Origin of the sequence: Caulobacter endophyticus (assembly GCF_029543245.1) — a bacterium.
Lineage (GTDB): Bacteria > Pseudomonadota > Alphaproteobacteria > Caulobacterales > Caulobacteraceae > Caulobacter > Caulobacter endophyticus_A.
Genome location: NZ_JARQWV010000002.1, coordinates 273,319 through 296,346 on the forward strand (window position 1 = coordinate 273,319; position 23,028 = coordinate 296,346).

The window sequence follows — 23,028 nt, forward strand, 5'->3', positions numbered from 1 at the left end:
CCTCAAGGCTTCGCCGGTTCGATCATGGGGCGGCTTATAGCCGACGCGGCGGGGCGCGACACCGTTTCCACCGCCATCGTCCGTCCGCAGAGCGCCAGCGGCGCAGGGCGGTGGCTGACCAGCACCAGGCCTTGCCCGGTTCGGCGCAGGCGCTCGTCCAGCCGCGCGATCACTTGGGCTTCGGTGGCGGGGTCAAGCCCCTCGGTCGGCTCGTCGAGCAGCAGCCAGGGGGCGTCGCGCAGCAGGGCGCGGGCCAGGGACAGCCGCCGGCGCTCGCCGCCCGACAGTCGTTCGCCCGCTTCGCCCAGCCAGGTGTCCAACCCTTGAGGCAAGGCGCGGACCCGGTCGGCCAGGGCCGCGTCGTCGAGGGCCGCCCACAGGGCCTCCTCGCTGGCGGCCGGGGCGGCCAGCTTCAGGTTATCGCGCACCGTGTCGGCCAGCAGGGCGGCGTCCTGCGGCGCGTAGGCGAAGGCCGGTCGCAGGGCGGCCGGCGGCAGGTTCGCGCTATCCTGGCCGCCTAGCGCAAAGGCCTCGGCGGGGGCGGGGCGGAGGCCGACCAGTTGTTCCAGCCGCGTGGTCTTGCCGCTGCCGGTGGGGCCGGTCAGGGCCAGGCGCGCGCCGGGGGGCAGGTCCTGGCCTTGCAGGCGCAGGGCGGGACGGCCGGGCCTGGCCGGCGGCGCCTCCTCGGGCGCGTGGCGCAGCAGGGCGTCCAGCCGTTCGCCGGCCGCTTCGGCCGCGCCGTCCTGTTCGAAGGCGCGGGCGATCGGGGCGGCGGCCTCGATCGCCATGACCGCCGCCAGCGCGGCCAGGGCCGCCAGCGGGGCCGAGGCCGGGGCGGCCAGGGCCAGCACGGCGGCGACGGCCAGGCCCGTCAACGTCCCTTCCGACAGGGCAAGGATCCCCTGAGCTCGGGCGGCGCGGACCTTCAGGGCGTCCAGCCGGTCGCCGAGCGCGGCGATGCGGTCGAGGGCGGGGCCCTCCGCGCCATAGACCTTCAGTTCCGGCGCGGCGGCGGCGAAGGCGGCCAGGGCCTCCTTCAGTTCGCCCGCCGCGGCCTGGATCGCCGCCCCGGCCGGGGCGCTGAGCCGCCGGGTCAGGGCGCGGGCGAGGACGAGGTGGATGAAAACGGCGACCAGTATCGCGATCGCCGGCCCGATCCCGCCCAGGGCGGCCAGGGCGACGGCCATGGCCACGCCGGCGCCGGCGCCCCAGGGCGCGGACAGGCGCACGAAGCGGGTCTCGACGGCGTCGACATCCTGCACCAGGCGGGCGGCGGCTTCCCCGCGCGAGATCGCCAGGGCCTCGCGCGGCGGGGCGGAAGCCAGGGCGGCGAACAGCCGCGGGCGGATGGCGGCCAGGGCGTCCAGCGCGGCGGCGTGGCCCTGCAGGCGCTCGCCATAGCGGGCGACCGTGCGCAGGATCGCCAGCAGGCGGATGGTGGCGCTGGGCAGCAGCACGTTGAAGGCCTGGGCCGCAGCCAGGCCAGCGACCCCGGCCAGAGCCGCGCCGGTGATGAACCAGCCCGACAGGCCCAGGAGGGCGGTGGAGCCGGCTCCGACCACGGCGGCGGCGACCGCGGCCATGATCAGCGGGCCGGCCTGACGGCGTCGCTGCTCGGCGATCAGCTTGGAGAGCGGGCTCTTGCTCACAGGCGCACAACCTTGTCGGCGATGGCCGCCAGGGCCTCGGAATGGGTGGCGATCAGGGTCGTGCGGCCGGCGGCGGCCTGGCGGATCGCGGCGATCATCGCCGCCTCGGCCTGGGCGTCGAGATCGGCCGTCGGCTCGTCCAGCAGCAGGATCGGCGCGGGTTTCAGCAGGGCCCGGGCTATCCCTAGGCGTCGGCGTTCACCGCCCGACAGGCCGCCGCCGCGCTCGTCCAGGACGGCGTCGAGGCCGCCGCGACGATCCAGCAGGTCCGACAGGCCGGCGCGGCGGGCGGCGGCTTCCAGGTCGTCGCGCGAGGCGTCGGGCCGCGCCAGGGCCAGATTGTTGGCCAGGGTTCCGGCCAGCAGCAACGGCGACTGCCCGGCCCAGGCCAGGTCGGCGGCGAAGGCGCCGGCCTCGGAGAGCTTGGCCTCGCCCACGCGCACTTCACCCGTGCTCAGTGGGGCAAGACCGGTCAGCAGGTTCAGCAGGGTGGTCTTACCGCAGCCGCTGGGGCCGAGCAGGGCGGTGATCTGGCCGGCCGGGGCGACGAGGGCCAAGCCGTCGAACACCGCCGCCTCGCCGCCCGGATAGGTCACCCCCACGTCCTCGAAGCGGATCTCGGGGGCGAACGGCAGGTTCAGCGGCGCGGCCGCCGGGGCGGGGAGGGGCAGGCGGGCCAGGGTCAGGGCGGCCGACTCGGCGGCCTGGCGGTCGTGATAGGCGGCGGCCAGGCGGCGCATCGGGGCGTAGACCTCCGGCGCCAGGGCCAGGGCGAAGAAGGCCCGCTTCAGGTCAAGCGTCTCGGGCACGGGGAAGGGCAGCAGGCGCAGCAGGTTGAAGCCGCAATAGACGGCCGCCAGCGCCACCGACAGAGCCGCGAAGAACTCCAGCGCCGCCGACGAGAAGAACGCCACCCGCAGCACCGCCTGGGTGCGCTTGGAAAGGTCGTGGGCGGCCTGCGCCAGGCCCGCCGTGACCCGGTTCTCGGCCTGGAAGGCCAGCACCACCGGCAAGGTCCGCACGCGGTCGAGGAACAGGGTCGACAGCCGTTCCAAGGCCAGGAACTGCCGGCGCGAGGCGTCGGCGGCGGCCATGCCGGCCAGGGCCATGGCGGCGATGAACGGCAGCAGGGTGAAGAGCTGGATCCCCGCGCAGACGGGACTGGCGATCGCCGTCAGGCCGATCAGCAGCAGCGGCGCGACCGCCGAGGCGGCGCGGGTCGGGGCGAAGCGCGAGACGTGGCCGTCCAGGGCCTCGACGCCGTCCATCACCGCGGTGACCGCCGCGCCGCCGCGCGGCGCGCCGGGCGCCAGCAGCGAGGCGGCGGCCTGTCGCCGGGCGTGGGCCTTGGCGCGGGCGGCGGCCTTGGCGCCGGCCTGGGTCGCCTGGGCCGCCAGGACGCCGCGCGCCAGGGCCGAGACCAGGGCCAGGGCCAGGAAGGGTAGGGCCTCCGTCAGGCTGCGGGTCAGGGCGTCGATCCCGAAGGCCAGGCCGGCGGCGAAGCCGGCCGCGCCGGCCACGTCGGCCAGTCGCCAGGCGGCCGCGGCCCGGCTGAACGCGGCGGTCGTCCTGTTCAAGCTTCGCAGCCACGGGCGCGCGAGCGTGAGGATCTCGGTCTCGACGGGGGTCCGAACGGTCATGGCCAGGCTTTAGCGCTCCATCGTGCAAAGGCCTTGATCCGCATCAAAGACCCCTATCGAAAACACGCCTAAGGCGAGATGCTCGTGCGGCGCGACCGATCGCCGTCCGACACCGGAGCTACGCATGGATCCCGCCGTCGTCGATTTATCCCGCCTGCAGTTCGCCCTCACGGCCCTGTACCACTTTCTCTTCGTGCCCCTGACGCTGGGGCTGTCCTTCATGCTGTTCATCATGGAGGCGGTCTACGTCATGACCAAGCGCCCGATCTGGCGCACGGTCACCAAGTTCTGGGGCGCGCTGTTCGGCATCAACTTCGTCCTGGGCGTGGCCACCGGCCTGACCATGGAATTCCAGTTCGGCATGAACTGGTCGTACTACTCGCACTATGTGGGCGACATCTTCGGCGCCCCGCTGGCCATCGAGGGCCTGATGGCCTTCTTCCTGGAAGCCACCTTCGTGGGCTTGATGTTCTTCGGCTGGGACAAGCTGAAGCCGGTGACCCACCTGCTGGTCACCTTCCTGGTGGCGCTGGGCACCAACCTTTCGGCCCTGTGGATCCTGATCGCCAACGGCTGGATGCAGAACCCGGTGGGCGCGGCCTTCAACCCCGACACGATGCGTATGGAGGTGACCGACTTCAAGGCGGTGATCTTCAACCCCGTGGCCCAGGCCAAGTTCGTGCACACCGTCAGCGCCGGCTACACCATCGCCGCCGTCTTCGTGCTCGGCGTCTCGGCCTTCTACCTGCTCAAGGGCCGGTGGACGGGCGTGGCCAAGCGCTCGATGACCGTCGCGGCCGCCTTCGGCCTGGCCTCGGCTTTGTCGGTCGTCGTCCTGGGCGACGAGAGCGGCTATGCGTTGACCGACAACCAGAAGATGAAGCTGGCCGCCCTGGAAGCCATGTGGGAGACCGAGCCCGCGCCGGCCGGCCTGACGGCCGTCGGCATCCCGAGCCTCGCGGACCGCAAGACCCACGCCGAGGTGAAGATCCCCTACGTGCTGGGTCTGATCGCCACCCGCAGCGTCGACAAACCGGTCGAAGGCATCTTCGAACTGGTGGCCACCGCCGAGGACCGCATCGAGCGCGGCGTCGTCGCCTACGATGCGCTGGAGAAGCTGAAAGCCAATCCGCAGGACCTGGCCGCACGCGGCGTCTTCGAGATGAACCGTCGCGACCTGGGCTACGCCCTGCTGCTCAAGCGCCATGTCGAGGATCCGCGCACGGCGTCCAAGGAGCTGATCGCCAAGACCGCCTGGGACACCGTGCCCAACGTGCCGGTGATGTTTTGGTCGTTCCGGATCATGGCCGGCACGGGCCTCTTGATGATCGCCCTCTTCGCCACGGCCTTCGTGCTGGTGACCCTGCGCAGGCACGAGACCAAGTGGTTCCTGCGCCTGGCGGTGCTGGCCATCCCGCTGCCCTGGATCGCTACCGAACTGGGCTGGGTGTTGGCCGAGGTCGGGCGTCAGCCCTGGGCCGTGGAAGGGGTGCTGCCCACCTTCCTGGCGCCCTCCAGCCTGAGCGTCGCCCAACTGATCGCCAGCATCGTCGGTTTCACCCTGCTCTACGGCGCCCTGGCGGTGGTCGAGGTCGGGCTGATCCTTAAGACCATCAAGAAGGGTCCGTTCGCCGAACAGGACGCCTTCCCGTCAGACACCGGCGCCCCCGTCGCCGAAGCCGTCGCCTAAAGGAGACCAGATCATGGAACTCCCCCTCGACTATCCGACCCTCCGCCTGATCTGGTGGGGCCTCCTGGGCGTGCTGCTGATCGGCTTCGCCCTGACCGACGGCTTCGATATGGGCGTCGGCGCCCTCTTGCCCTTCATCGGCCGCAACGACGACGAGCGGCGCACGGTGATCAACACCATCGGCGCCACGTGGGAAGGCAACCAGGTGTGGTTCATCACCGGCGGGGCGGCGATCTTCGCGGCCTGGCCGATGGTCTACGGCGCCAGCTTCTCCGGCTTCTACCTGGCCATGTTCCTGGTGCTGTCGGCGATGATCATGCGGCCCGTCGGCTTCAAGTACCGGTCCAAGCGGCCGGACGCCAAGTGGCGCTCGTTCTGGGACTGGTCGCTGTTCGTGGGCAGCTTCGTGCCGGCCCTGGTGTTCGGCGTCGCCGTCGGCAACGTGCTGCAAGGCGTGCCGGTCCAGCTCGACAGCGACCTGCGCAGCACCTACCACGGCCACTTCTTCGAACTGTTCACGCCCTTCACCCTGGTCTGCGGCCTGCTGTCGACCGCGATGCTGGTGCTGCACGGTTCGGCCTGGCTGGCGGTGAAGGCCGAGAAGGGCCCGATCGTCGACCGCGCCCGCAAGTTCGGCCTGGTCGCCGGCATAGCCAGCATCGTGCTGTTCGCCCTCGGAGGCCTGCTGGCCATGCGCCTGGGCTTCCGGGTCGAGGGGGTGGTCGATCCGGCCGGCCCGTCCAACCCGCTGCGGGCCACGGTCGTCGCCGCGCCGGGGGCCTGGTTCGACAACTTCGCGCGCTACCCGTGGATGACCATCGCTCCGGTGCTGGGCTTCGTCGGCGCGGCCTTCGCGACCTTCGGGCTGTGGAAGCGTCAGGAAGGCCTGGCCTTCGGCGGCTCCTCGGCCTCGGCCGCCGGCATCATTGCCACCAGCGGCCTGTCGATGTTCCCGTTCATCCTGCCCAGCACGGTCGACGCCCATTCCAGCTTCCTGGTGTGGAACGCCTCGTCCAGCCACTCGACGCTGTTCATCATGCTGGTCGTGGTGACGGTGCTGATGCCGGTGGTGCTGGCCTACACGGCCTATGTCTACCGGGTGCTGTGGGGCCGCACGAGCAGCGCCGCCCTGAAGTCCGACCCGGCCATGTACTGAGAAAGAGGAGCCAAGAGCATGTGGTACTTCACCTGGGTTCTCGGCCTCGGCCTGGCCCTCGCCTTCGGCGTCCTCAACGGCGTCTGGTACGAGTTCAACCTGACCGACGACGGCGACGCGGGCCTCTCCGAGCCCTGATCCCGCCGACGGCGTGAACAAGCAAGCCGCCGTCCCGGTCTCCGGGGCGGCGGTTTTGCGTTGCGTGGTTGCGGCTGTCGCAAACCGCGGCGCCAGATCGTCCTCCAGGAGGACTCATGGTGAACAGGCGCAAGCTCATGCTCAGCCACGGCGGCGTGAAGCTCTATCACAGCTGGAAGGGCGGCCGCGCCCTGACCTGGTGGTACGCCCTTGAGCCCAATCACGAGGCCGAGGGCGGCGGCCGTGACTTCGATATCCGCAAGCTGCCCGAGGCGTTGCTGAACGGCCTCGACCTGGACATGGCGCGCACGACCGAAGCCGCCGAGACGCTGAAGGCCTATGACCGCATGCTCGAGGCCCACCGCGAGGCCCTGCGCCGGGCCATCGACGCCGGCCACGACTTCGAGGCCAGCGTGGCGAGGGATCACCGGAGGGGCGGCGCCTGGGCCTGGTTGCGACGGGCGATGGGACGCTAGATCGCCTTCACCGCCCTGGCGTGGCCCTTGATGATCGCCAGGGTCGAGGCGTCGGCGTCGAACACGCCGAACAGGCCCTGTTCCTCCTGCGGGGGATCGCCGACATAGGAGCGGTCGCCCTTCTTGAACCAGGCGTCGGCGTGCTGGGCGCGGCCCTCGCCGTTCCAGGCCCAGAAGTTGACGCCCGCCGTCGGGCCGCCGGCCTTCATGTCGGCCTCCACCTCGTCGAACACCATCCTGTAGAACCGGTCGCGGAAGGTGACCGGCGAGCCGGGCGCGAAGGCGCGGCCGTCGCGGATCAGGCCGAACTCCTCGATGGTCAGCGGCTTGCCCATGGATTTGGCCAGGGCGATGTGGCGGCGGATGTAGTCGCGCGAGCGGGCCGCGCCGGCCTCATAGGTCGAGGGCTGGTCGGTCATCGAGATCCAGCTCCAGTTGTTGGGCCAGACGTGCAGGGTCAGGTAGTCGATGGCCGGGGTCTTGTGGCTCTCGACCACGCAGGCCTCGCTGCCGAGGCACCCCATGTCGCCCTCGCTGCCGCTGGAGACGAGGTGATTGGCGTCGATCGACTTGATGAAGCGGGCCGTGCCGTCGATCCAGGCGTCGTAGGCGGGGCGGTTGGCCTTGCCGAACGCTTCGCTGCCGGCGGGGCGCGGTTCGTTGGCCAACTGCCAGGCCATGATCGTGGGATCGTCGCGATAGGGCTTGCCGGTGACGGTGCTGGTGCGGCCGACCAGGGCTTTCACATAGTGGCGGAAGAGGGCGTTGGCCTTCTCGTCGGCATAGAAGCGGGCCGAATAGTCGGCGAAGGCGGGCCAGGGATGGGCCGGATCGCCCTTCTGGAACCAGGTCCCGTTGCCGGTCCAGTTCAGATAGGCCGGCATGCCGCCCGACCAGTCCCAGAAGTTGTTGACGTAGATGACGGCCTTCATGCCGCGCTTGGCCATCTCGGCCAGCAGCACGTCGAGCCCCGTCAGCAGGGTCTGGTCGTAGTCCTCGCCGGGGCCGCGGAAGGTGGGGTCCATGGCCACCTTGGCCGGCGAGCGCTCGCCCGCGCCCAGGACGCGCAGGTTGGTGACGCCCAGCGATTGCAGCTTGTCGAGTTCACGGGCCAGGCGCGCGTGGTCGCCGAAGGCGGCCGGAGCTCCAAGCCAGGCGCCGTACCAGAGATTGGCGCCGACGAAGCGATAGGGCTTGCCGTCGAGGCTCAGGCGGCCGTTCTCGACCTTCACGAAGCCCTTCCGCGCCGCGGCCAGGGCTGGAAGGGCGGCGGCGCCCGCCGTCAGGCCGGCCGCGCCGGCGGCCAGGATCGCGCGTCGCGAAAGCATTCCCGGTGTCTCCCCGCTTTTGATTTGCAGCGACGTTAGCGGAGCTTGGCGGGCCCGGTCCAGCGATTAAATAAATTTGATGAAGTTAATCGGCGTGGCGATGCGGCGGCTTGGCGGCATGGGCCGCCGTCCAGTCGACTATGACCGTCAGGGCCGAGGGCGCGATGGTCTCCTCGATCTGCACGTACTCGCTCGGCGCGCCGCTTCGAGCAGTCTGGAACAGGTGGTTCAGGCCCGGCAGGGGAAGGATCGTCACGTCCTTGGCGCCCGCCAGGGCGGCCTTGATCGCCGGCAGGTTCTGGCTGGCCGAGACCTGCGTGTCCTTCTCGCCGTTGACGGCCAGCACCGGGGCCCGAACCTGCCGCAGATAGTCCGCGGGGGCCAGGGTCAGGAAGGTGCGGTACCAGGGGGAGCTCAGAAGCCGGCCCTGGACTTCGGCGGTTGGGGGTGGTGCGCCCTTTTCCGTGAGCAGGGCGACGACGCGCGGCTTGACCTTGCTGAGGTCGGGCTCGCTCAGCGCGACGGCGTTGGCTTCCGCGACCAGCCGGGCCTGTTCCTCGGCCTGGGCGGGGGGCGCGCCGCCGGCCAGGGCGATGTCGCGCGACTGGGTCTTGATCACCTCGCTTCCCGGCACGCCCGTGCCGGCCAGCAACACGACGAAGGCGATCCTCGGGTCCTTGGCGGCCACGATTGGCGCGATCAGTCCGCCCTCGCTGTGTCCGATGAGGCCGACGCGGGCGGCGTCGATATCCTTGCGGCCGCGCAGGAAGGCCACGCCGGCCGCCACGTCGGTGGCGAAGTCCAGGCTGGTGGCGGTCTTGAGTTCGCCGCGCTCCGAGCCGCCCACGCCGCGATCGTCGACGCGCAGAACGGCGACGCTCTTGCGGGTCAGGGCGTCGGCCAGCACCAGGAAAGGCTTGTGTTCGAACAGGGTCTCGTCGCGGTCCTGCGAGCCCGATCCGGTGATCAGCACGGCGACGGGGAAGGGGCCTTCGCCCGGCGGCAGGGTCAGGGTCCCGGCCAGCTTCAGGCCCGAGGCCGGATTGACGTAAGACACCTCCTCGGCGCGATAGGGGAACGGCGGCTTGGGCGTCTGCGGGCGGTTGGCGGGCGTCACCGTCGGCGGCGTGCGGCCCATGGCCAGCGGCAGGCTGGCGCCGTTCTGCAGCCAGTTTCCGGTCAGCGTCCCGCCGTCGGCCGACAGCTGGCCCTCGAAGGTGGCGGGCGGCAGGATCAGGGTCAGCTTGACCTTGCCGTCGGCGAAGGCGGCCGTGGCCTTAAGTCCAAGGGCGCCCTGCGCGGGGCTGTCGACGCTGGCTGTCCCATCGGCCTGGACGTGGAACACCAGCGGCAGCCGGTTGGGGCCGGCCTGCAGGCTTCCGTACCAGTCGCCGGCGATCGGACCCACCTGGGCGGCGGCGACGGCGGGCGCCAGCAGAGCGGCGGCGATCACGGCGGACGGCAGGAAACGCATGGCGAAGGCTCCCCGATGAAACTGCACCGGAGATTGTGCATGGCGGCGAGCGGCCGTCTACCGCTGCTCCAGACCGTGCCAGATCCGGGTGATGGTCACATGCCGGCCTTTGACGCGATAGCGAACGATGTAGGCGCTGCGACCGAAGGGGATATTGATCTCGCGAGTGGTCGCGCCGACGGCGCGGCCTCGCAGAGGGCTCTCTTCCAAGCTTGTGGCTGCGTTAGCGATCTGGTCGCTCAGTTTGTCGGCTGCACGTGGGTTTTGCGCTCTAAGGTGAGCATCCAGTCGTGCGGCGTCCCGGCTCGCCCGGCGGGTGACCGCAACCTTGTAGGTCACCGACGGCCGAAGCTGCGAAGCTGGGCGCGAAACTCTTCCAGGGAGATGGTCTCTTCCTCGCCGGCCTCGACAGCGTCGGCGATCGCCTCGTCGATGGCGGGATCAGGGTCGATCGTCCTGGGCGGGAGGTCGTCCAGCCCGGCCTCGATCAGTTCGCGAGCATAGTCGGAAGGCGAAACGCCCAGCCGCTCGGCCGCTGCGGTCAATCGGGCGGCCTGTTCAGAATCAATATGGATGTCGAAGCCGTCGGCCATGGGCGAAAGGGTCTCGCCCATGGCCGACGACGTCAAGTCAGAGGTTCAGCAGCGTCGGGTCGCCGCCCTGGGCGGTGATGTTGACGCTGAGCGCGCGCTCGACGCTGAAACGCAGCAGGGCGTGGGGGCCGCCGGCCTTGGGGCCGGTGCCCGACAGGCCCTCGCCGCCGAACGGCTGCACGCCCACGACCGCGCCGGTCATGGTGCGGTTGACGTAGGCGTTGCCGGCCGGGACCAGGCGCACCACGTCGTCGGCGAAGGCCTGGATGCGCGAATGCACGCCCAGGGTCAGGCCGTAGCGGCGGGCCGCCAGGGCGCCGGCCACCTGCTCCAGGTCCTCGGGCTTGTAGCGGACCACGTGCAGGATCGGGCCGAACACCTCGCGCTCGAGGAAGTCGGCGGCCGGGATCTCGGCCAGGACCGGGCCGAAGAACGTACCGCCGGCGGGCGCTTCCAGGGCGTGCAGCACCTTGGCCTCGTGCTTGAGGCGGGCCAGGTGCTTGTCCAGCGCGCCCTTGGCGTCGGCGTCGATCACCGGGCCGACGTCGGTCGAGGCGTCGGCCGGGTCGGCCACCACCAGGGCGTCCATGGCGCCCTTCAGGCCCTCGATGATGTGGTCGGCGGTGTCGTGCGGCAGGAACAGCAGCCGCAGGGCCGAGCAGCGCTGGCCGGCCGAGCCGAAGGCGCTGACGATGACGTCGTCGATGACCTGCTCGCGCTGGGCCGTCGTGTCGACGAACATGCCGTTCAGGCCGCCGGTCTCGGCGATGAACGGCACGATCGGGCCGTGGCGCTGGGCCAGGGTCTGGTTGATCCGCCAGGCGGTGTCGGTGCCGCCGGTGAAGGCGACGCCATCCAGGCCCTCGTGCGCGGTCAGGGCCGCGCCGACGGTCTCGCCGCGGCCGGGCAGCAGCGCCAGCAGGCGCGGATCCAGGCCGGCGGCGTGATAGAGCTTCACCGCTTCATAGGCGATCACCGGCGTCTGCTCGGCAGGCTTGGCGACCACGGCGTTGCCGGCGGCCAGGGCCGCGGCGATCTGGCCGGTGAAGATGGCCAGCGGGAAGTTCCACGGGCTGATGCAGACGAAGACACCGCGACCGGCCAGGGCGAGGGTGTTGGTCTCGCCGACCGGGCCCTTCAGCAGCTCGGGGGCGCCGAACTGCTTTTCGGCCAGCACGGCGTAGTAGCGGCAGAAGTCGACCGCCTCGCGCACCTCGGCGATGCCGTCCGACAGCGTCTTGCCGGCTTCGCGCGACAGGATGGCGATCAGGCGGTCGATGTCGGCTTCCAGGGCGTCGGCCATGGCGCGCAGCACCTTGGCGCGGGCCGCGCCGCCGGCCCGATCCCATGCCGGTTGAGCGGCGCGGGCCAGCTTGAAGGCCTTGTCGACCTGGGCCAGCTGGGCTTCCGACACCGCGCCGACCACGCGGCCGGCGTCGACGGGCGACACCACCGGCAGCGGCGGGCCGCCGGCTTCCAGCTTGCCGCCGACCAACGGGCCGGCTTGCAGCGGGGCGGCGTCGACGGCGGCCACGGCGGCGGCCAGGCGATCGCGGTCGGCCTTCACCGACAGGTCGAGACCAGCGCTGTTCTTGCGCTCTTGGCCGTAGACGTCGATGGGCGTGGGGATCTTGGCGTGACGGTCGGGATGGGCCTCGACCACGTCGATCGGGTCGACGACCACCTTCTCGACCGGCACCCGCTCGTCGAGCAGGGCGTGGACGAACGACGTGTTGGCGCCGTTCTCGAGCAGGCGACGCACCAGATAGGGCAGCAGATCCTCGTGACCGCCGACCGGGGCGTAGGCGCGCAGGGTGACGCCGTCATAGAGGTCGTCGGCGGCCTTGTAGAGCGCCTCGCCCATGCCGTGCAGGCGCTGGTGCTCGATCTTGACGCCGGCGTTCTTGGCCATGCGAACCACGGCCGCCAGGGTGTGGGCGTTGTGGGTGGCGAATTGGGCGTAGAGGTGCGGCGCGGCCCCGATCAGGGCCTTGGCGTTGACCAGGTACGACAGGTCGGTGGCGGGCTTGGTGGTGTAGACCGGATAGTCCGGGCGGCCGGCGACCTGGGCGCGCTTGATCTCGCTGTCCCAGTAGGCGCCCTTGACCAGGCGCACCATCAGGCGGCGGCCGGTCTCCTTCGACAGGGCCTCCAGGCGGGCGATCACCTCGCCGCAGCGCTTCTGGTAGGCCTGGACGGCCAGGCCTAGGCCCTTCCATTCACCCAGGGCCGGCTCGCGGCACAGGCGGTCGAGCAGCTTCAGCGACAGCGCCAGGCGGTCGGCTTCCTCGGCGTCGATGGTGAAGTTGATGTTGTACTTGGCGGCGATCAGGGCCAGGCGCAGGGTGCGGGGATAGAGCTCTTCCCACACGCGGTCTTCGTGCGTGGCCTCGTAGCGCGGGCACAGGGCCGACAGCTTCACCGACACGCCGTGACCGGCTTCGGGGCCGGCCTTGTTCGACAGCTTGCCGACGGTCTCGATGGCGTCGGCGTAGGACTTTTCATAACGGGCGGCGTCGGCGGCGGTACGGGCGCCTTCGCCCAGCATGTCGAACGAGCACATGGTGTCTTCGTTCGCGGCGCGCTTGATGGCCGCTTCGATGGTGCGGCCCAGCACGAACTGCTCGCCCATGATGCGGATGGCCTGGCCGACGGCGGCGCGGATCACCGGCTCGCCGACGCGGCCGGCGAGCTTCTTGATGAAGCCGGGCAGGTCGCGGCGCGCCTCGTCGTCGGGCTCGACGATCTTGCCGGTGAGCATCAGGCCCCAGGTCGAGGCGTTGACGAACAGGCTGTCGCTGCCGCCCAGGTGAGACGCCCAATCGGCCGAGCCGATCTTCTCGGCGATCAGCTTGTCGCGGGTGTCGTCGTCGGGGGTGCGCAGCAGGGCTTCGGCCAGGCACATCAGCGCCAGGCCCTCGCGGGTGCCCAGGCTGAACTCCTGCAGGAAGCTTTCGACCACGCCCTGCTTGCGGACGCTGCGACGCGCGCCGCGAACCAGGGCCTCGGCCTCGGCGCGGACGGCGGCGCGATCCTCGCTGGACAGGGGCCCCGCGGCCAGCAGGTCGGCGATCACCGCCTTCTCGTCACGGTACTTGCCGTCGTCCAGGGAATCCCAATCGGCCATGGTGCGCCTCGCTAATGATTTATCGTCGGAGTAGCTTGCCTCTGATCGAAGGTGCTTCGTTTGTTGGCTCTGGCTTCCGTATCCTGTTCGGCGTAAACGTCGAAAAACGTCGTCTGCTCCAGGCGTGCGAAAACCTCCGCGACAGGGCGCCGGGGCGCCCCGGGACAAGGGTCGTCGAACGGCAGGTTACGGCGGGCCTGGAGGCTGAGGGAAGGGGAGCACTGGAAGGGACGCGTCTCGGGGGGACTCGCGCGTCCCTTCCGCTCGTCGCCGACGCTGGGGGATGCGTGGCGAGCTTTCCCGCCGAGCGGGAGGTCCTTGGCGAAACACGCCGACTGGGGGATGCGGCGGGGGGAAGCTTCGCTAGGACGATTGAGGGTGTAGGCTTCTTCGTCCCGAAGGTGCTTTGTTTGTTATCGCTATTATCCGAATAATCTTCACTGAAAGTGACGAAAATCCATGTCCGCTCTAGATGACACTGATCGCCGGCTTCTGCGCGTGCTGCAGGCCGACGGCCGGATCACCAACGCCGAGCTGGCCAAGCGCTGCAATCTCTCGCCGGCCGCCACCTTCGACCGGGTGCGGCGCCTGCGCGAGCGCGGCTTCATCACCGGCTACGCGGCGCTGCTCGATCCGGCCAAGGTCGATCGCGCCCTGCTGATCTTCGTCGAGGTGGTGCTGGATCGCACGACCGGCGAGGTGTTCGAGGACTTCGCCGCCGCCATCCGCCGTGCGCCGGAGGTGCTGGAGTGCCACATGGTGGCCGGTGGCTTCGACTACCTGATCAAGGCCCGCGTCCGCGACATGGACGCCTATCGCAGCTTCCTGGGCGACATCCTGGTGAAGATGCCGGGCGTGCGCGAGACGCGGACCTACGCCGTGCTCGAGGAGGTCAAGAGCACGGTGCAGCTGCCGCTCTAAGAGCGACAGGACCTCGTTCAGCCGATCGGCGCGCAGGAGAACGCCGTCCAGGCGTCGGCGCCCGAAACGGTCTTGTTCGCTCCGCCCGTCGGGTCGTCGCCGAGGTAGACATAGGCCTCGTAGACATCCGTCCCGTTCGCCGTGTCATCGACCTCCACGCTGAGCGTCTGGGCCCCCGCGTTGCTTGGAACGATTGTGTCCACGGCCAGCGGCGCGTTGTTCTTGTAGATCAGGATGGAAAGCTCCTTTCCGATCTTGATGCCGTCGGTCACCAAGGCGCGGGCCTTCAGCGTGACCAATCCTGCCTGCGGCCTGGCTTGCGACGTGACGGGGTCGTAGCCGCCTTGGTTGTAGCGCGTGCTCGGGAAGGCGAGGCGGGTAAACGTGTTGCTTGGGATCCCGGTCTGATCCGTTCCCGCCTTGTGGGCGGCGAACGCGCTGCGCGACCCGGGGGCCTGTAGTTCATCGCCCATGGTCAGCATCGTGACACGGCTATTGGCTTCCAGTGTTACGGCGTCCGAGCCTGAGTTACCACGCGATGTGACGTTGGTGTACAGGTTGCGCAGGTTGCCGCTGGTTTCCACCAGTCCTTGCCCGTCGTTGCCCTGCGCGTCGACATTGGTCAGCAGCATGTCCGTGCAGCCCGTAAGACGCAGGCCGTCGCGCTTGGCGGCCTCGACGCTGACGTTCGCAACCTGGAACTGGCTGCAGGAGGTCATCGAGATGGCGTCGGCGCTTGCCGGAGCGCCGTCGAGATTGTTGCCGCCGCGAGCGCGCAGGTTCAGGAGCATCGCGCGGTTGACACGGTCAAGCTCGATGCCGGTGCCCAGGCAGCCATATGCCTCCATATCGATCATATTGAGGTAGATTGCCGACCTGACGACGATGCCGGGGCCTTCCGAGGACTCTACGCGAATGGTGTCGCCCCACACGAACCGGTTGAGGCCAGCTTCCGGTGCGACGTCGCCGTCGATCAGAACGCCGATTGCGTTGGGCTGATAGGCGACCGGACGCAGGTCGCCGGTCGATTGGCCGACGACATGGAAGCGCCCGCGCAGCTCGATGCCGATGAAATCGGCGAACACGGCGCTGGGCCAAGTGACGCGGTCGTTGATGCCAGAGTGGCCGGGCAGCTCGCCGAGCGTGTTGTCGATGAACACGTCACGGTACAGCATGAAGCCCCGGCTGCGCCGGGAGGCGATCTGGGTCCCCTTGGTCCAACGGCATTGGATATCCGTGAACTCGCAGTCGACGGAGTAGTACGCTCCTGTTGGAACGTCCGTGATGGCGCAGTAGGCGTCCTGGACGCGGATCCCCGAGATGCGCACGCCCCAGACAGCATCGCGGTCCGTGCGAAGGCGCAGGGCGCACGACCCGGCTGGAGCGCCGATCATGCTGTACGCGCCGCCACGCAAGCCGCTGCGAGCGTCATAGCCGGTGAAGTCGAAGATCGAGGTGGGCGAGGTGGACTTGATCAGGGTCTGCCCTTCCACCTCCACGAACTGTCCGCTGCCGATCGTGAACGAGCCGGAGCCGAAGTTGTAGCCGCCGTCCACGGGGCAGGCCGGGCAGACGATGTAGGTCGCGCCGGAAGCGAGCGCAGCGGCCATGGCGTAGCCGATGTCTGTGACGCCGCCCTGGGCGGTTGGAAGGTCGCTGGGTGTGACAAAATCGAGGAGAGATACGGCCATTGTTAATATCCAAAAATGTTTATGATTTGTTCCAAAATTCGCCGTGATGGCCCCCGGTTGGGGGCTGGCGATCCATTTATTATCGTGGCGCTGCGTCTAAATCGGACGCCTCAAACCGGTTGCTTTCGGCTCCCTTTCGCTGCCCTTTCCCGCTAGTCTTCCCTGCATGATCCACGACCTGCCCATCGGCCTGGCGCTGCGCCGCTTCCGGCGGCTGAACGCCGTCAAGCAGGGCGCCGTGGCGCAGCTGCTGGCGGTGTCGCAGGGCACGGTGTCGCGCTGGGAAAGCGGCGAGCACGAGCCCGACGAGGCTCATCGCGAGCGGATCGCGGCGCTGATCGCGGCCCAGGCGGGCGAGAGTAGCGACGCGGCCATCCGGCGGCTGGTCGAGACCTCGTCCCAGGCTGTGCATCTGGTCTGCGACGCCACCCACCAGCTGCTGGCCGTGTCGCCCGCGCGGCTGGCGTCCTGGCGGATCGACGCGGCCGACTATCTGGGCGTGTCGCTGTGGCGCTTCGCCAGCCCCGAGATCGCCCGGGCCCAGGGCAAGCTGGCCGACGCGGGCTGGTTCGAGCGGCCCTATCAGCGCCTTCGCTTCCAGACGGGGCCCAACGACAGCCCCGAGGTGCCTGTCGCGCCGGGTCTGACGGAGTGGGAGACGATCCCCCTCGCCGACGGACGTGTGGGCCGGCTGACCACCACCATCGCCTGACGGCTTTGCGGCCGATGGCCGCCACGCATAAGTTTTTCGTGTCGCGCGCGGGCGCATCGGTCTAGGGCGGCGCCATGCTGCGTTCCTGGTCCAACATCATCGCCCTGTGGCTCATCGGCGTGCTAGCCGCCGCCCAGCTTCCCAAGATCGCCGTGCTGGTTCCGGTGCTGCGCCAGGAGCTTGGTCTGTCGCTGGCCCAGGCGGGGCTTCTGGTGTCGCTGCTGGAGATCGGCGGGGCGACCCTGGGCATCGCCGCCGGGCTGGTGCTGGGCCGGTTCGGCGGGCGCCGCTTCATGGCGATCGGCCTGATCGGCCTGCTGGCCGCCAGCTTGGTGGAAGCGTTCGCCCCTAATGTCGCGGTGCTGTTCGCTGCCCGGGCGCTGGAGGGGGGGGCCTATCTGCTGGTGGTCATCGCGGCCCCGACCATGATCGCCGCCGTCGCCTCCGACAAGGCGCGGGGACCGGCCCTGGCCCTGTGGAGCACCTTCGTCGCCGTGGGCGTGGCGGTCGGCAGCGGCCTCACCGGCCTGGCCATGGCGGTCAGCGGCCCGCGCGGGGCCATGCTGCTTTGGGCGGTGCTGTGCGCGCTGGGCCTGCTGGTGGCCCTACGCCAGCCCAAGGGCCTGTCGGACGGCGCCCGCATCGCCCTGCCGCCGCCCGCCGCCTGGGTGCTGACCTTTGGTTTCGGGCTCTACACCGTCTTCATCTGCGCCCTGACCATGCTGTTGCCTAGCTTCCTGATCGAGAAGGCCGGGGCGGGCGTCGCCGGCGCCAGCATCGCCACGGGCCTGGTCTCGCTGGCGGCCCTGCCGGGCTCGGCCATCGCCATCCGCCTGCTGCACGCCGCACCGCTGGACCGGCGGCGCATGACGGGGGTGGTGGTCCCGGCGCTGCTGGCCACGGCCGTGGTCGCGCCCTTCGTCTTCCTGTCGGCGGGCGCCTGGCTGGTGGCCGGCGTCGCCTTCCTGGTGGTGCTGCTGAGCGGCATCGCCTCGCCGCTGGTCTTCGCTCGCCTGCCGGCGCTGGCTGGCGGGACCGACGGCCCGCGCATCGCCGCCGCCAACGGTCTGTTGACCCAGTTCGGGGCCGGCGGGGCGCTGATCGGTCCGCCTCTGGGCGGCCTCGTCGTCGGCCGCTTCGGCTGGGAAGCCCTGGGCGCCGTCATCGCGGTGCTGGCCGTGGCCATGCTGGCGGCGATGCTGGCGGCCGAGCGGATGGCGCGTGAGGCCATCTAATTTTCTTCCGTCATTCTCGCCGCTTTGGCGAGAACCCCTGTTTCCGCCCGCACGCGAAGTGCAAGCGGATCGTCGACGATCCGCCCCATTCGCTCCTTCTGCTCACGACCCCTTGCGGACATCTGGCGCAACGACCCTCTCTCTTAGAGAGAGGGATTTTATGATCGCTCCCCACCCATTGCGGACACTGATGGCGTCCGCTCACTGGGGCGCGGTCGGTAGCGCGGGGGCCCCGGTTCCTGGCGGGAATGACGATCATGGGCACGAAAAAGCCGCCCGGGTCGCCCCGGGCGGCTTTCTCATTTCAGTGCTGGCGAAAGCCTTAGTGGCTGTCGCGCGGCAGGCCCTTGGTCTGGGCGATGCGCTGGTACTTCACGGCCGGTTCCAGCACCGCGCCGGTCTCCATCTGGCCGACGATGGCGCGCTGGATCTCCTGCCACGGGGTCTGGCTTTCCGGGTACTGGTAGCCGCCGGCGGCCTCGAGGGCCTTGCGGCGCTCGGCCACTTCCTCGGGGCTGATCAGCACGTCGACGCGCGACTTGCGCAGGTCGAAGCGGACGCGGTCGCCGGTCTTCAGCAGCGCCAGGCCGCCGCCGACGGCGGCTTCCGGCGAGGCGTTGAGGATCGACGGCGAGCCCGAGGTGCCCGACTGGCGGCCGTCGCCGATGCAGGGCAGCTGCTTGATGCCGCGCTTGATCAGGTAGTCGGGGGCCCGCATGTTCACCACCTCGGCCGAGCCGGGGTAGCCGACGGGACCGGCGCCCCGCATGAACATGATCGAGTTCTCGGTGATGCCGACCGACGGGTCGTCGATGCGGTGGTGATAGTCTTCCGGACCATCGAACACCACGGCGTCGCCGACGAAGGCGTCCGGATCTTCCGGGTTCGACAGATAGCGGTCGCGGAACTCGCCCGAGATCACGCTGGTCTTCATGATCGCCGAGTTGAACAGGTTGCCGCGCATCACGACGAAGCCGGCGCGCTCGACCAGCGGGTTGTCGAAGGTGCGGATGACGTCGGCGTCCTCGATGGTCGCGTCGCGGCAGGCGTCGCCCATGGTCTGGCCCGAGACGGTCATGGCGTCTTCGTGGATCAGGCCCTGCTTGATCAGCTGGGCGGTGACCGCGGGCACCCCGCCGGCGTGGTAGTAGTCCTCGCCCAGGTACTTGCCGGCCGGCTGCAGGTTGACCAGCAGCGGCACGTCCTCGCCCTTCTCCTGCCAGTCGTCGACGGTCAGCTCGACGCCGATGTGGCGGGCCAGGGCGTTGAGGTGGATCGGGGCGTTGGTCGAGCCGCCGATGGCCGAGTTGACGACGATGGCGTTGAGGAACGCCTCGCGGGTCAGGATGTCCGACGGCTTAAGGTCTTCCTTGACCATGTCGACGATGCGCAGGCCGGTCAGGTAGGCGTTTTCCTGGCGGTCGCGATAGGGGGCCGGGATGGCGGCCGAGCCGGTGAGCGACATGCCCAGGGCCTCGGTCAGCGAGTTCATCGTCGTGGCCGTGCCCATGGTGTTGCAGAAGCCGGTCGACGGGGCCGACGAAGCCACCAGCTTGATGAAGCCGGCGTTGTCGATCTCGCCGGCGGCCAGCATCTCGCGGGCCTTCCAGACGATGGTGCCCGAGCCGGTGCGCTCACCCTTGTACCAGCCGTTCAGCATCGGGCCGACCGACAGGGCGATGGCCGGGATGTTCACGGTGGCGGCGGCCATCAGGCAGGCCGGGGTGGTCTTGTCGCAGCCGATGGTCAGCACGACGCCGTCGATCGGGTAGCCGTACAGGGTCTCGACCAGGCCCAGGTACGACAGGTTGCGGTCGAGACCCGCGGTCGGGCGCTTGCCGGTTTCCTGGATCGGGTGGACCGGGAATTCGATGGCGATGCCGCCGGCGGTGCGGATGCCTTCACGCACGCGTTCGGCCAGCACCAGGTGGTGACGGTTGCAGGGCGAGAGGTCCGAACCGGTCTGGGCGATGCCGATGATCGGCTTGCCCGACTGCAGCTCTTCCAGGGTCAAGCCGTAGTTCAGGTAGCGCTCGAGATAGAGCGCGGTCATGTCGACGTTGTCGGGATTGTCGAACCAGGCCCGCGAACGAAGGGCGCCGGGCGCGGACTTGGTGGTCATGTCGGTCCTGTTTTTCCTCGATCGATCCAACCGGATCGCCTCGCTGGGCGAGGTTTATACTATTTGTCTGACTATACCGGCGAGGGCGGACCGTCAACGACCGCCATGGCGGGGAAACGTCACGTGCCTTCAAGGTCTTGCGAGCCGATCGCAAGAGCTGAAAGGCAGCTTGAACGCCGATGATAGCGCTCACATTCTATCGTCGATCACCGTGCTGCGCCATCCACGACGATGTTCGTCCAACGCGGAATATGTAGGACCATTGCGCGCCGAGGTCGAGCGAGCAAGCCGGTTCCTGCCGGCTCTGCCAGGGCGAGGTTCCTTGCGGGCGGCGTTGTTGGCCTGTTTTCGCGGTCCTGTTTGACAGGGACGGGGAGGGCGTTATTTGTCGGACTAATCTTACAGAGGCTGCGAGGCGCGGCCCGAACCATCGTCAGGTGTCCGTCCAGATGACTATCCGCATCGCCATCGTCGGCCTGGGCAAGATCGCCCGTGACCAGCACCTGCCGGCCATCGAGAAGGACGGACGCTTCGAACTGGCCGCCGTGGCCAGCCGCAGCGCCGGCGTCGACGGCGTTCCGCACTTCACCGACCTTTCCGAACTGCTGGCCTCCGACGTGCAGTTCGACGCCGTCGCCCTCTGCACCCCGCCGCAGGTGCGCCACACCATCGCCCGCCAGGCCATCGACGCCGGCAAGCACGTGATGCTTGAAAAGCCCCCGGGCGCGACGCTGAGCGAGGTCGAGGACCTGAAGGCCGCCGCCCAGTCCAAGGGCGTCACCCTGCAGACCACCTGGCATTCGCGCTACGCCACCGCCGTCGCTCCGGCCCAGACCTGGCTGTCGGGCAAGGCCATCAAGTCGGTCCAGATCAACTGGAAGGAAGACGTGCGCGTGTGGCACCCCGGCCAGACCTGGATCTGGCAGGCCGGCGGCCTGGGCGTCTTCGATCCCGGCATCAACGCCCTGTCGATCGCCACCGTCGTACTGCCGGCCTTCTTCCTGGAGAAGGCGACGCTGCACGTGCCGGAGAACTGCCAGTCGCCGGTCGAGGCCCAGCTGACCTTCCGCACCGTGACCGGCGCGCCGGTCCAGGCCGACTTCGACTTCCTGCAGACCGGCGAGCAGAGCTGGGACATCATCATCGACACCGACGGCGGCGAGCTGAAGCTGTCGCACGGCGGTTCGCGCCTGTGGGTCGACGGCCAGCTGACGCACGAGGGTCCGGACGAGGAATATCCGGGCCTCTACGACGCCTTCGCCCGCCTGATCGCGGCCGGCGGCTCGGACGTCGACGTCAGCCCGCTGCGCCACGTGGCGGACGCTTTCCTGCTGGGCGAACGGGTTACGGCGCCAGCCTTCATCGAATAGCCGACAGCCATGCAAATTAAGCATTGGTTGCGCTAACATTGGACTGACAACCGGGCGCGGAACGGCCTATATGCGTGGCCATTCCCGTCCGCCAAAACGCGAGCGTCCGTCATGACCGAACTCCGCAGCCTGAACCCCGCCACCGGCGAGCACTTCGGCGAGGTCTTCCCCGAACCGACCGCGGAGCAGATCGAGGCGGCCCTGGCCGCGGCGAACGCCGCGTTCGACGTCTATCGCGAGACCGATCTCGAGACCCGCGCGGCCTTCCTCGAAGGCGTCGCCGCCGAGATCGAAGCCATTGGCGACGACCTGATCGTGCGCGCCATGGCCGAGACCGGCCTGCCGCGTCCGCGCCTGGAAGGCGAGCGGGGCCGCACCACCGGCCAGCTGCGCCTGTTCGCCAAGACCGTCCGTCAGGGCGACTTCCTGGGCGCGCGCATCGACCCGGCCCAGCCTGAGCGCAAGCCGCTGCCGCGCGCCGACCTGCGCCAACGCTTCATCGGTCTTGGCCCGGTCGCCGTGTTCGGCGCCAGCAACTTCCCGCTGGCCTTCTCGACCGCTGGCGGCGACACCGCCGCGGCCCTGGCCGCCGGCTGCCCGGTCGTGTTCAAGGGCCACCCGGCCCACCCCGGCACCGCCGCCCTGGTCGGCGCCGCCATCAGCAAGGCCGTCGAAAAGGCGGGCCTGCCGGCCGGCGTGTTCTCGCTGCTGACCGGTCAGACCCACGAGCTGGGCGGCGCCCTGGTGCGCGACAGCCGCATCAAGGCCGTCGGCTTCACCGGCTCGCGCGCCGGCGGCGTGGCGCTGATGAAGATCGCCAATGAGCGCCCCGAGCCGATCCCGGTCTATGCCGAGATGAGCAGCGTCAACCCGGTGATCCTGTTCCCGCACGCCCTGGCCGCCCGCGCCGAGGCTCTGGGCGCGGCCTTCGTCGGCTCGCTGACGATGGGTTCGGGTCAGTTCTGCACCAACCCGGGCCTGATCTTCGCCCTGGCCGGTCCGGACTTCGATACGTTCGTGGCCTCGGCCTCGGCCGCCCTGGCCGGCGCCCATCCGCAGGTCATGCTGACCCCGGGCATCTTCGGCGCCTACGAGCAGGGCGTCGAGAAGCTGGGCTCGCGCCCCGGCGTCACCGTGGCCGCCCGCGGCCTGGTCGGCGAAGGCTGCAACCAGGGCCAGGGCGCCCTGTTCGTGGTCGAGGCCGAGACCTTCGCCGCCGACCCGGCCCTCAGCCACGAAGTGTTCGGCTCGTCGTCGGTGATCGTCCGCTGCCCGGACGTCGCCACCCTGGCCGGCCTGCTGGAAGGCCTGGAAGGCCAGCTGACCGCCACCCTGCACCTTGACGCGGAAGACGCCGAGGCCGCCCGCGGCCTGCTGCCGATCCTCGAGCGCAAGGCCGGCCGCATCCTGGCCAACGGCTGGCCGACCGGCGTGGAAGTGGCTCCGGCCATGGTCCACGGCGGTCCGTTCCCGGCCACCTCGGACGGCCGCTCGACCTCGGTCGGCACCCGCGCTGTCGAGCGCTTCCTGCGTCCGGTCTGCTACCAGGACCTGCCCGACGTGCTGCTGCCGGCGGCGCTGAAGGAAGCCAACCCCCTGGGCGTCAAGCGCGCCATCGACGGCGTGCTGTAAGAAAGAGCGATCCTTCGGGATCAACGAAGAGCGCGCGGGGGCGACCCCGCGCGCTTTTTCATTGTCAGAGCAGC

18 protein-coding genes are annotated in these 23,028 nt (G+C 69.7%); 9 read left to right on the forward strand and 9 right to left on the reverse strand.

Going from position 1 to position 23,028, the window contains the following annotated elements; genetic code table 11:
* Positions 1–2 precede the first annotated feature (2 nt).
* Together P7A99_RS03330 and cydD are read right to left on the reverse strand one after the other, a co-directional pair.
* Complete coding sequence (locus P7A99_RS03330; RefSeq protein ID WP_277792513.1) at positions 3–1,649, reverse strand: amino acid ABC transporter ATP-binding/permease protein; 1,647 nt, start codon at positions 1,647–1,649, stop codon at positions 3–5.
* Positions 1,646–3,289: a thiol reductant ABC exporter subunit CydD gene (gene cydD / locus P7A99_RS03335; RefSeq protein ID WP_277792514.1), complete on the reverse strand. Its 1,644-nt coding sequence runs from the start codon at positions 3,287–3,289 to the stop codon at positions 1,646–1,648. Before cydD ends, P7A99_RS03330 begins: the two co-directional genes overlap by 4 nt.
* 124 nt (positions 3,290–3,413) lie before the next feature.
* On the opposite strand from cydD, the gene P7A99_RS03340 reads away from it, so the two are divergent.
* The 4 genes from P7A99_RS03340 (at position 3,414) to P7A99_RS03355 (ending at position 6,749) form a co-directional block, all read left to right on the forward strand.
* Positions 3,414–4,979, forward strand: coding sequence for a cytochrome ubiquinol oxidase subunit I (locus tag P7A99_RS03340; RefSeq protein ID WP_277792515.1), 1,566 nt, complete (start codon positions 3,414–3,416; stop codon positions 4,977–4,979).
* A gap of 13 nt (positions 4,980–4,992) precedes the next feature.
* Complete coding sequence (gene cydB / locus P7A99_RS03345) at positions 4,993–6,135, forward strand: cytochrome d ubiquinol oxidase subunit II (protein ID WP_277792516.1); 1,143 nt, start codon at positions 4,993–4,995, stop codon at positions 6,133–6,135.
* 18 nt (positions 6,136–6,153) lie between these two features.
* Positions 6,154–6,273, forward strand: a complete 120-nt coding sequence (cydX, locus tag P7A99_RS03350; protein WP_101715773.1) for a cytochrome bd-I oxidase subunit CydX — start codon at positions 6,154–6,156, stop codon at positions 6,271–6,273.
* 116 nt (positions 6,274–6,389) lie between these two features.
* Positions 6,390–6,749: a hypothetical protein gene (locus P7A99_RS03355; protein WP_277792517.1), complete on the forward strand. Its 360-nt coding sequence runs from the start codon at positions 6,390–6,392 to the stop codon at positions 6,747–6,749.
* Here the strand turns inward: P7A99_RS03355 and P7A99_RS03360 are convergent.
* From P7A99_RS03360 to putA, 5 genes are all read right to left on the reverse strand, one after another.
* Positions 6,746–8,077 carry a glycoside hydrolase 5 family protein gene (locus tag P7A99_RS03360; protein ID WP_277792518.1) on the reverse strand — a complete coding sequence of 444 codons (1,332 nt, stop codon included), beginning with the start codon at positions 8,075–8,077 and terminating at the stop codon, positions 6,746–6,748. The genes P7A99_RS03355 and P7A99_RS03360 overlap by 4 nt on opposite strands.
* Positions 8,078–8,162: 85 nt before the next feature.
* Positions 8,163–9,551 carry an alpha/beta hydrolase family protein gene (locus P7A99_RS03365; RefSeq protein WP_277792519.1) on the reverse strand — a complete coding sequence of 463 codons (1,389 nt, stop codon included), beginning with the start codon at positions 9,549–9,551 and terminating at the stop codon, positions 8,163–8,165.
* A gap of 57 nt (positions 9,552–9,608) precedes the next feature.
* Positions 9,609–9,890: a type II toxin-antitoxin system RelE/ParE family toxin gene (locus tag P7A99_RS03370; RefSeq protein ID WP_277792520.1), complete on the reverse strand. Its 282-nt coding sequence runs from the start codon at positions 9,888–9,890 to the stop codon at positions 9,609–9,611.
* On the reverse strand, positions 9,887–10,180 hold the full coding sequence (locus P7A99_RS03375) for an antitoxin (RefSeq protein WP_277792521.1): 294 nt from the start codon (positions 10,178–10,180) through the stop codon (positions 9,887–9,889). The genes P7A99_RS03370 and P7A99_RS03375 overlap by 4 nt, the downstream gene beginning before the upstream one ends.
* Position 10,181: 1 nt before the next feature.
* Positions 10,182–13,271 carry a bifunctional proline dehydrogenase/L-glutamate gamma-semialdehyde dehydrogenase PutA gene (gene putA, locus P7A99_RS03380; RefSeq protein WP_277792522.1) on the reverse strand — a complete coding sequence of 1,030 codons (3,090 nt, stop codon included), beginning with the start codon at positions 13,269–13,271 and terminating at the stop codon, positions 10,182–10,184.
* Positions 13,272–13,730: 459 nt separating this feature from the next.
* Here putA and P7A99_RS03385 point away from each other — a divergent pair, with 459 nt between their 5' ends.
* Positions 13,731–14,192: an Lrp/AsnC ligand binding domain-containing protein gene (locus P7A99_RS03385; protein ID WP_058348359.1), complete on the forward strand. Its 462-nt coding sequence runs from the start codon at positions 13,731–13,733 to the stop codon at positions 14,190–14,192.
* 17 nt (positions 14,193–14,209) lie between these two features.
* On the opposite strand, the gene P7A99_RS03390 is transcribed toward P7A99_RS03385, so the two are convergent.
* The gene (locus tag P7A99_RS03390) at positions 14,210–15,883 is read right to left on the reverse strand and encodes a hypothetical protein (protein WP_277792523.1); all 1,674 of its coding nucleotides are present in this window, start codon (positions 15,881–15,883) and stop codon (positions 14,210–14,212) included.
* Positions 15,884–16,049: 166 nt separating this feature from the next.
* Here P7A99_RS03390 and P7A99_RS03395 point away from each other — a divergent pair, with 166 nt between their 5' ends.
* Together P7A99_RS03395 and P7A99_RS03400 are read left to right on the forward strand one after the other, a co-directional pair.
* Positions 16,050–16,595, forward strand: a complete 546-nt coding sequence (locus P7A99_RS03395; protein ID WP_277792524.1) for a helix-turn-helix domain-containing protein — start codon at positions 16,050–16,052, stop codon at positions 16,593–16,595.
* Positions 16,596–16,669: 74 nt separating this feature from the next.
* Positions 16,670–17,830 carry an MFS transporter gene (locus P7A99_RS03400; protein ID WP_277792525.1) on the forward strand — a complete coding sequence of 387 codons (1,161 nt, stop codon included), beginning with the start codon at positions 16,670–16,672 and terminating at the stop codon, positions 17,828–17,830.
* Positions 17,831–18,152: 322 nt separating this feature from the next.
* Here the strand turns inward: P7A99_RS03400 and P7A99_RS03405 are convergent, their stop codons facing one another.
* Entirely contained in the window at positions 18,153–19,952 is a 1,800-nt protein-coding gene (locus P7A99_RS03405) for an IlvD/Edd family dehydratase (RefSeq protein WP_277792526.1), read from the reverse strand.
* A gap of 449 nt (positions 19,953–20,401) precedes the next feature.
* On the opposite strand from P7A99_RS03405, the gene P7A99_RS03410 reads away from it, so the two are divergent.
* A complete protein-coding gene (locus P7A99_RS03410) occupies positions 20,402–21,322 on the forward strand; it encodes a Gfo/Idh/MocA family protein (protein WP_277792527.1) in 921 nt (306 codons plus the stop codon).
* Between the two features lie 111 nt (positions 21,323–21,433).
* Positions 21,434–22,954 (forward strand): aldehyde dehydrogenase (NADP(+)), encoded by a 1,521-nt coding sequence (locus P7A99_RS03415; RefSeq protein WP_277792528.1) that lies wholly within the window; start codon positions 21,434–21,436, stop codon positions 22,952–22,954.
* Positions 22,955–23,028 lie beyond the last annotated feature (74 nt).

What these genes read in the sequence shown, in the direction of transcription:
- P7A99_RS03405 (WP_277792526.1), bottom strand. Translation starts at nt 19,952, where the DNA reads ATGACCACCAAGTCCGCGCCCGGCGCCCTTCGTTCGCGGGCCTGGTTC.
- P7A99_RS03355 (WP_277792517.1), top strand. Translation starts at nt 6,390, where the DNA reads ATGGTGAACAGGCGCAAGCTCATGCTCAGCCACGGCGGCGTGAAGCTC.
- cydX (WP_101715773.1), top strand. Translation starts at nt 6,154, where the DNA reads ATGTGGTACTTCACCTGGGTTCTCGGCCTCGGCCTGGCCCTCGCCTTC.
- putA (WP_277792522.1), bottom strand. Translation starts at nt 13,271, where the DNA reads ATGGCCGATTGGGATTCCCTGGACGACGGCAAGTACCGTGACGAGAAG.
- P7A99_RS03400 (WP_277792525.1), top strand. Translation starts at nt 16,670, where the DNA reads ATGCTGCGTTCCTGGTCCAACATCATCGCCCTGTGGCTCATCGGCGTG.
- P7A99_RS03340 (WP_277792515.1), top strand. Translation starts at nt 3,414, where the DNA reads ATGGATCCCGCCGTCGTCGATTTATCCCGCCTGCAGTTCGCCCTCACG.
- P7A99_RS03395 (WP_277792524.1), top strand. Translation starts at nt 16,050, where the DNA reads ATGATCCACGACCTGCCCATCGGCCTGGCGCTGCGCCGCTTCCGGCGG.
- cydB (WP_277792516.1), top strand. Translation starts at nt 4,993, where the DNA reads ATGGAACTCCCCCTCGACTATCCGACCCTCCGCCTGATCTGGTGGGGC.
- P7A99_RS03415 (WP_277792528.1), top strand. Translation starts at nt 21,434, where the DNA reads ATGACCGAACTCCGCAGCCTGAACCCCGCCACCGGCGAGCACTTCGGC.
- P7A99_RS03385 (WP_058348359.1), top strand. Translation starts at nt 13,731, where the DNA reads ATGTCCGCTCTAGATGACACTGATCGCCGGCTTCTGCGCGTGCTGCAG.
- cydD (WP_277792514.1), bottom strand. Translation starts at nt 3,289, where the DNA reads ATGACCGTTCGGACCCCCGTCGAGACCGAGATCCTCACGCTCGCGCGC.
- P7A99_RS03365 (WP_277792519.1), bottom strand. Translation starts at nt 9,551, where the DNA reads ATGCGTTTCCTGCCGTCCGCCGTGATCGCCGCCGCTCTGCTGGCGCCC.
- P7A99_RS03410 (WP_277792527.1), top strand. Translation starts at nt 20,402, where the DNA reads ATGACTATCCGCATCGCCATCGTCGGCCTGGGCAAGATCGCCCGTGAC.
- P7A99_RS03390 (WP_277792523.1), bottom strand. Translation starts at nt 15,883, where the DNA reads ATGGCCGTATCTCTCCTCGATTTTGTCACACCCAGCGACCTTCCAACC.
- P7A99_RS03360 (WP_277792518.1), bottom strand. Translation starts at nt 8,077, where the DNA reads ATGCTTTCGCGACGCGCGATCCTGGCCGCCGGCGCGGCCGGCCTGACG.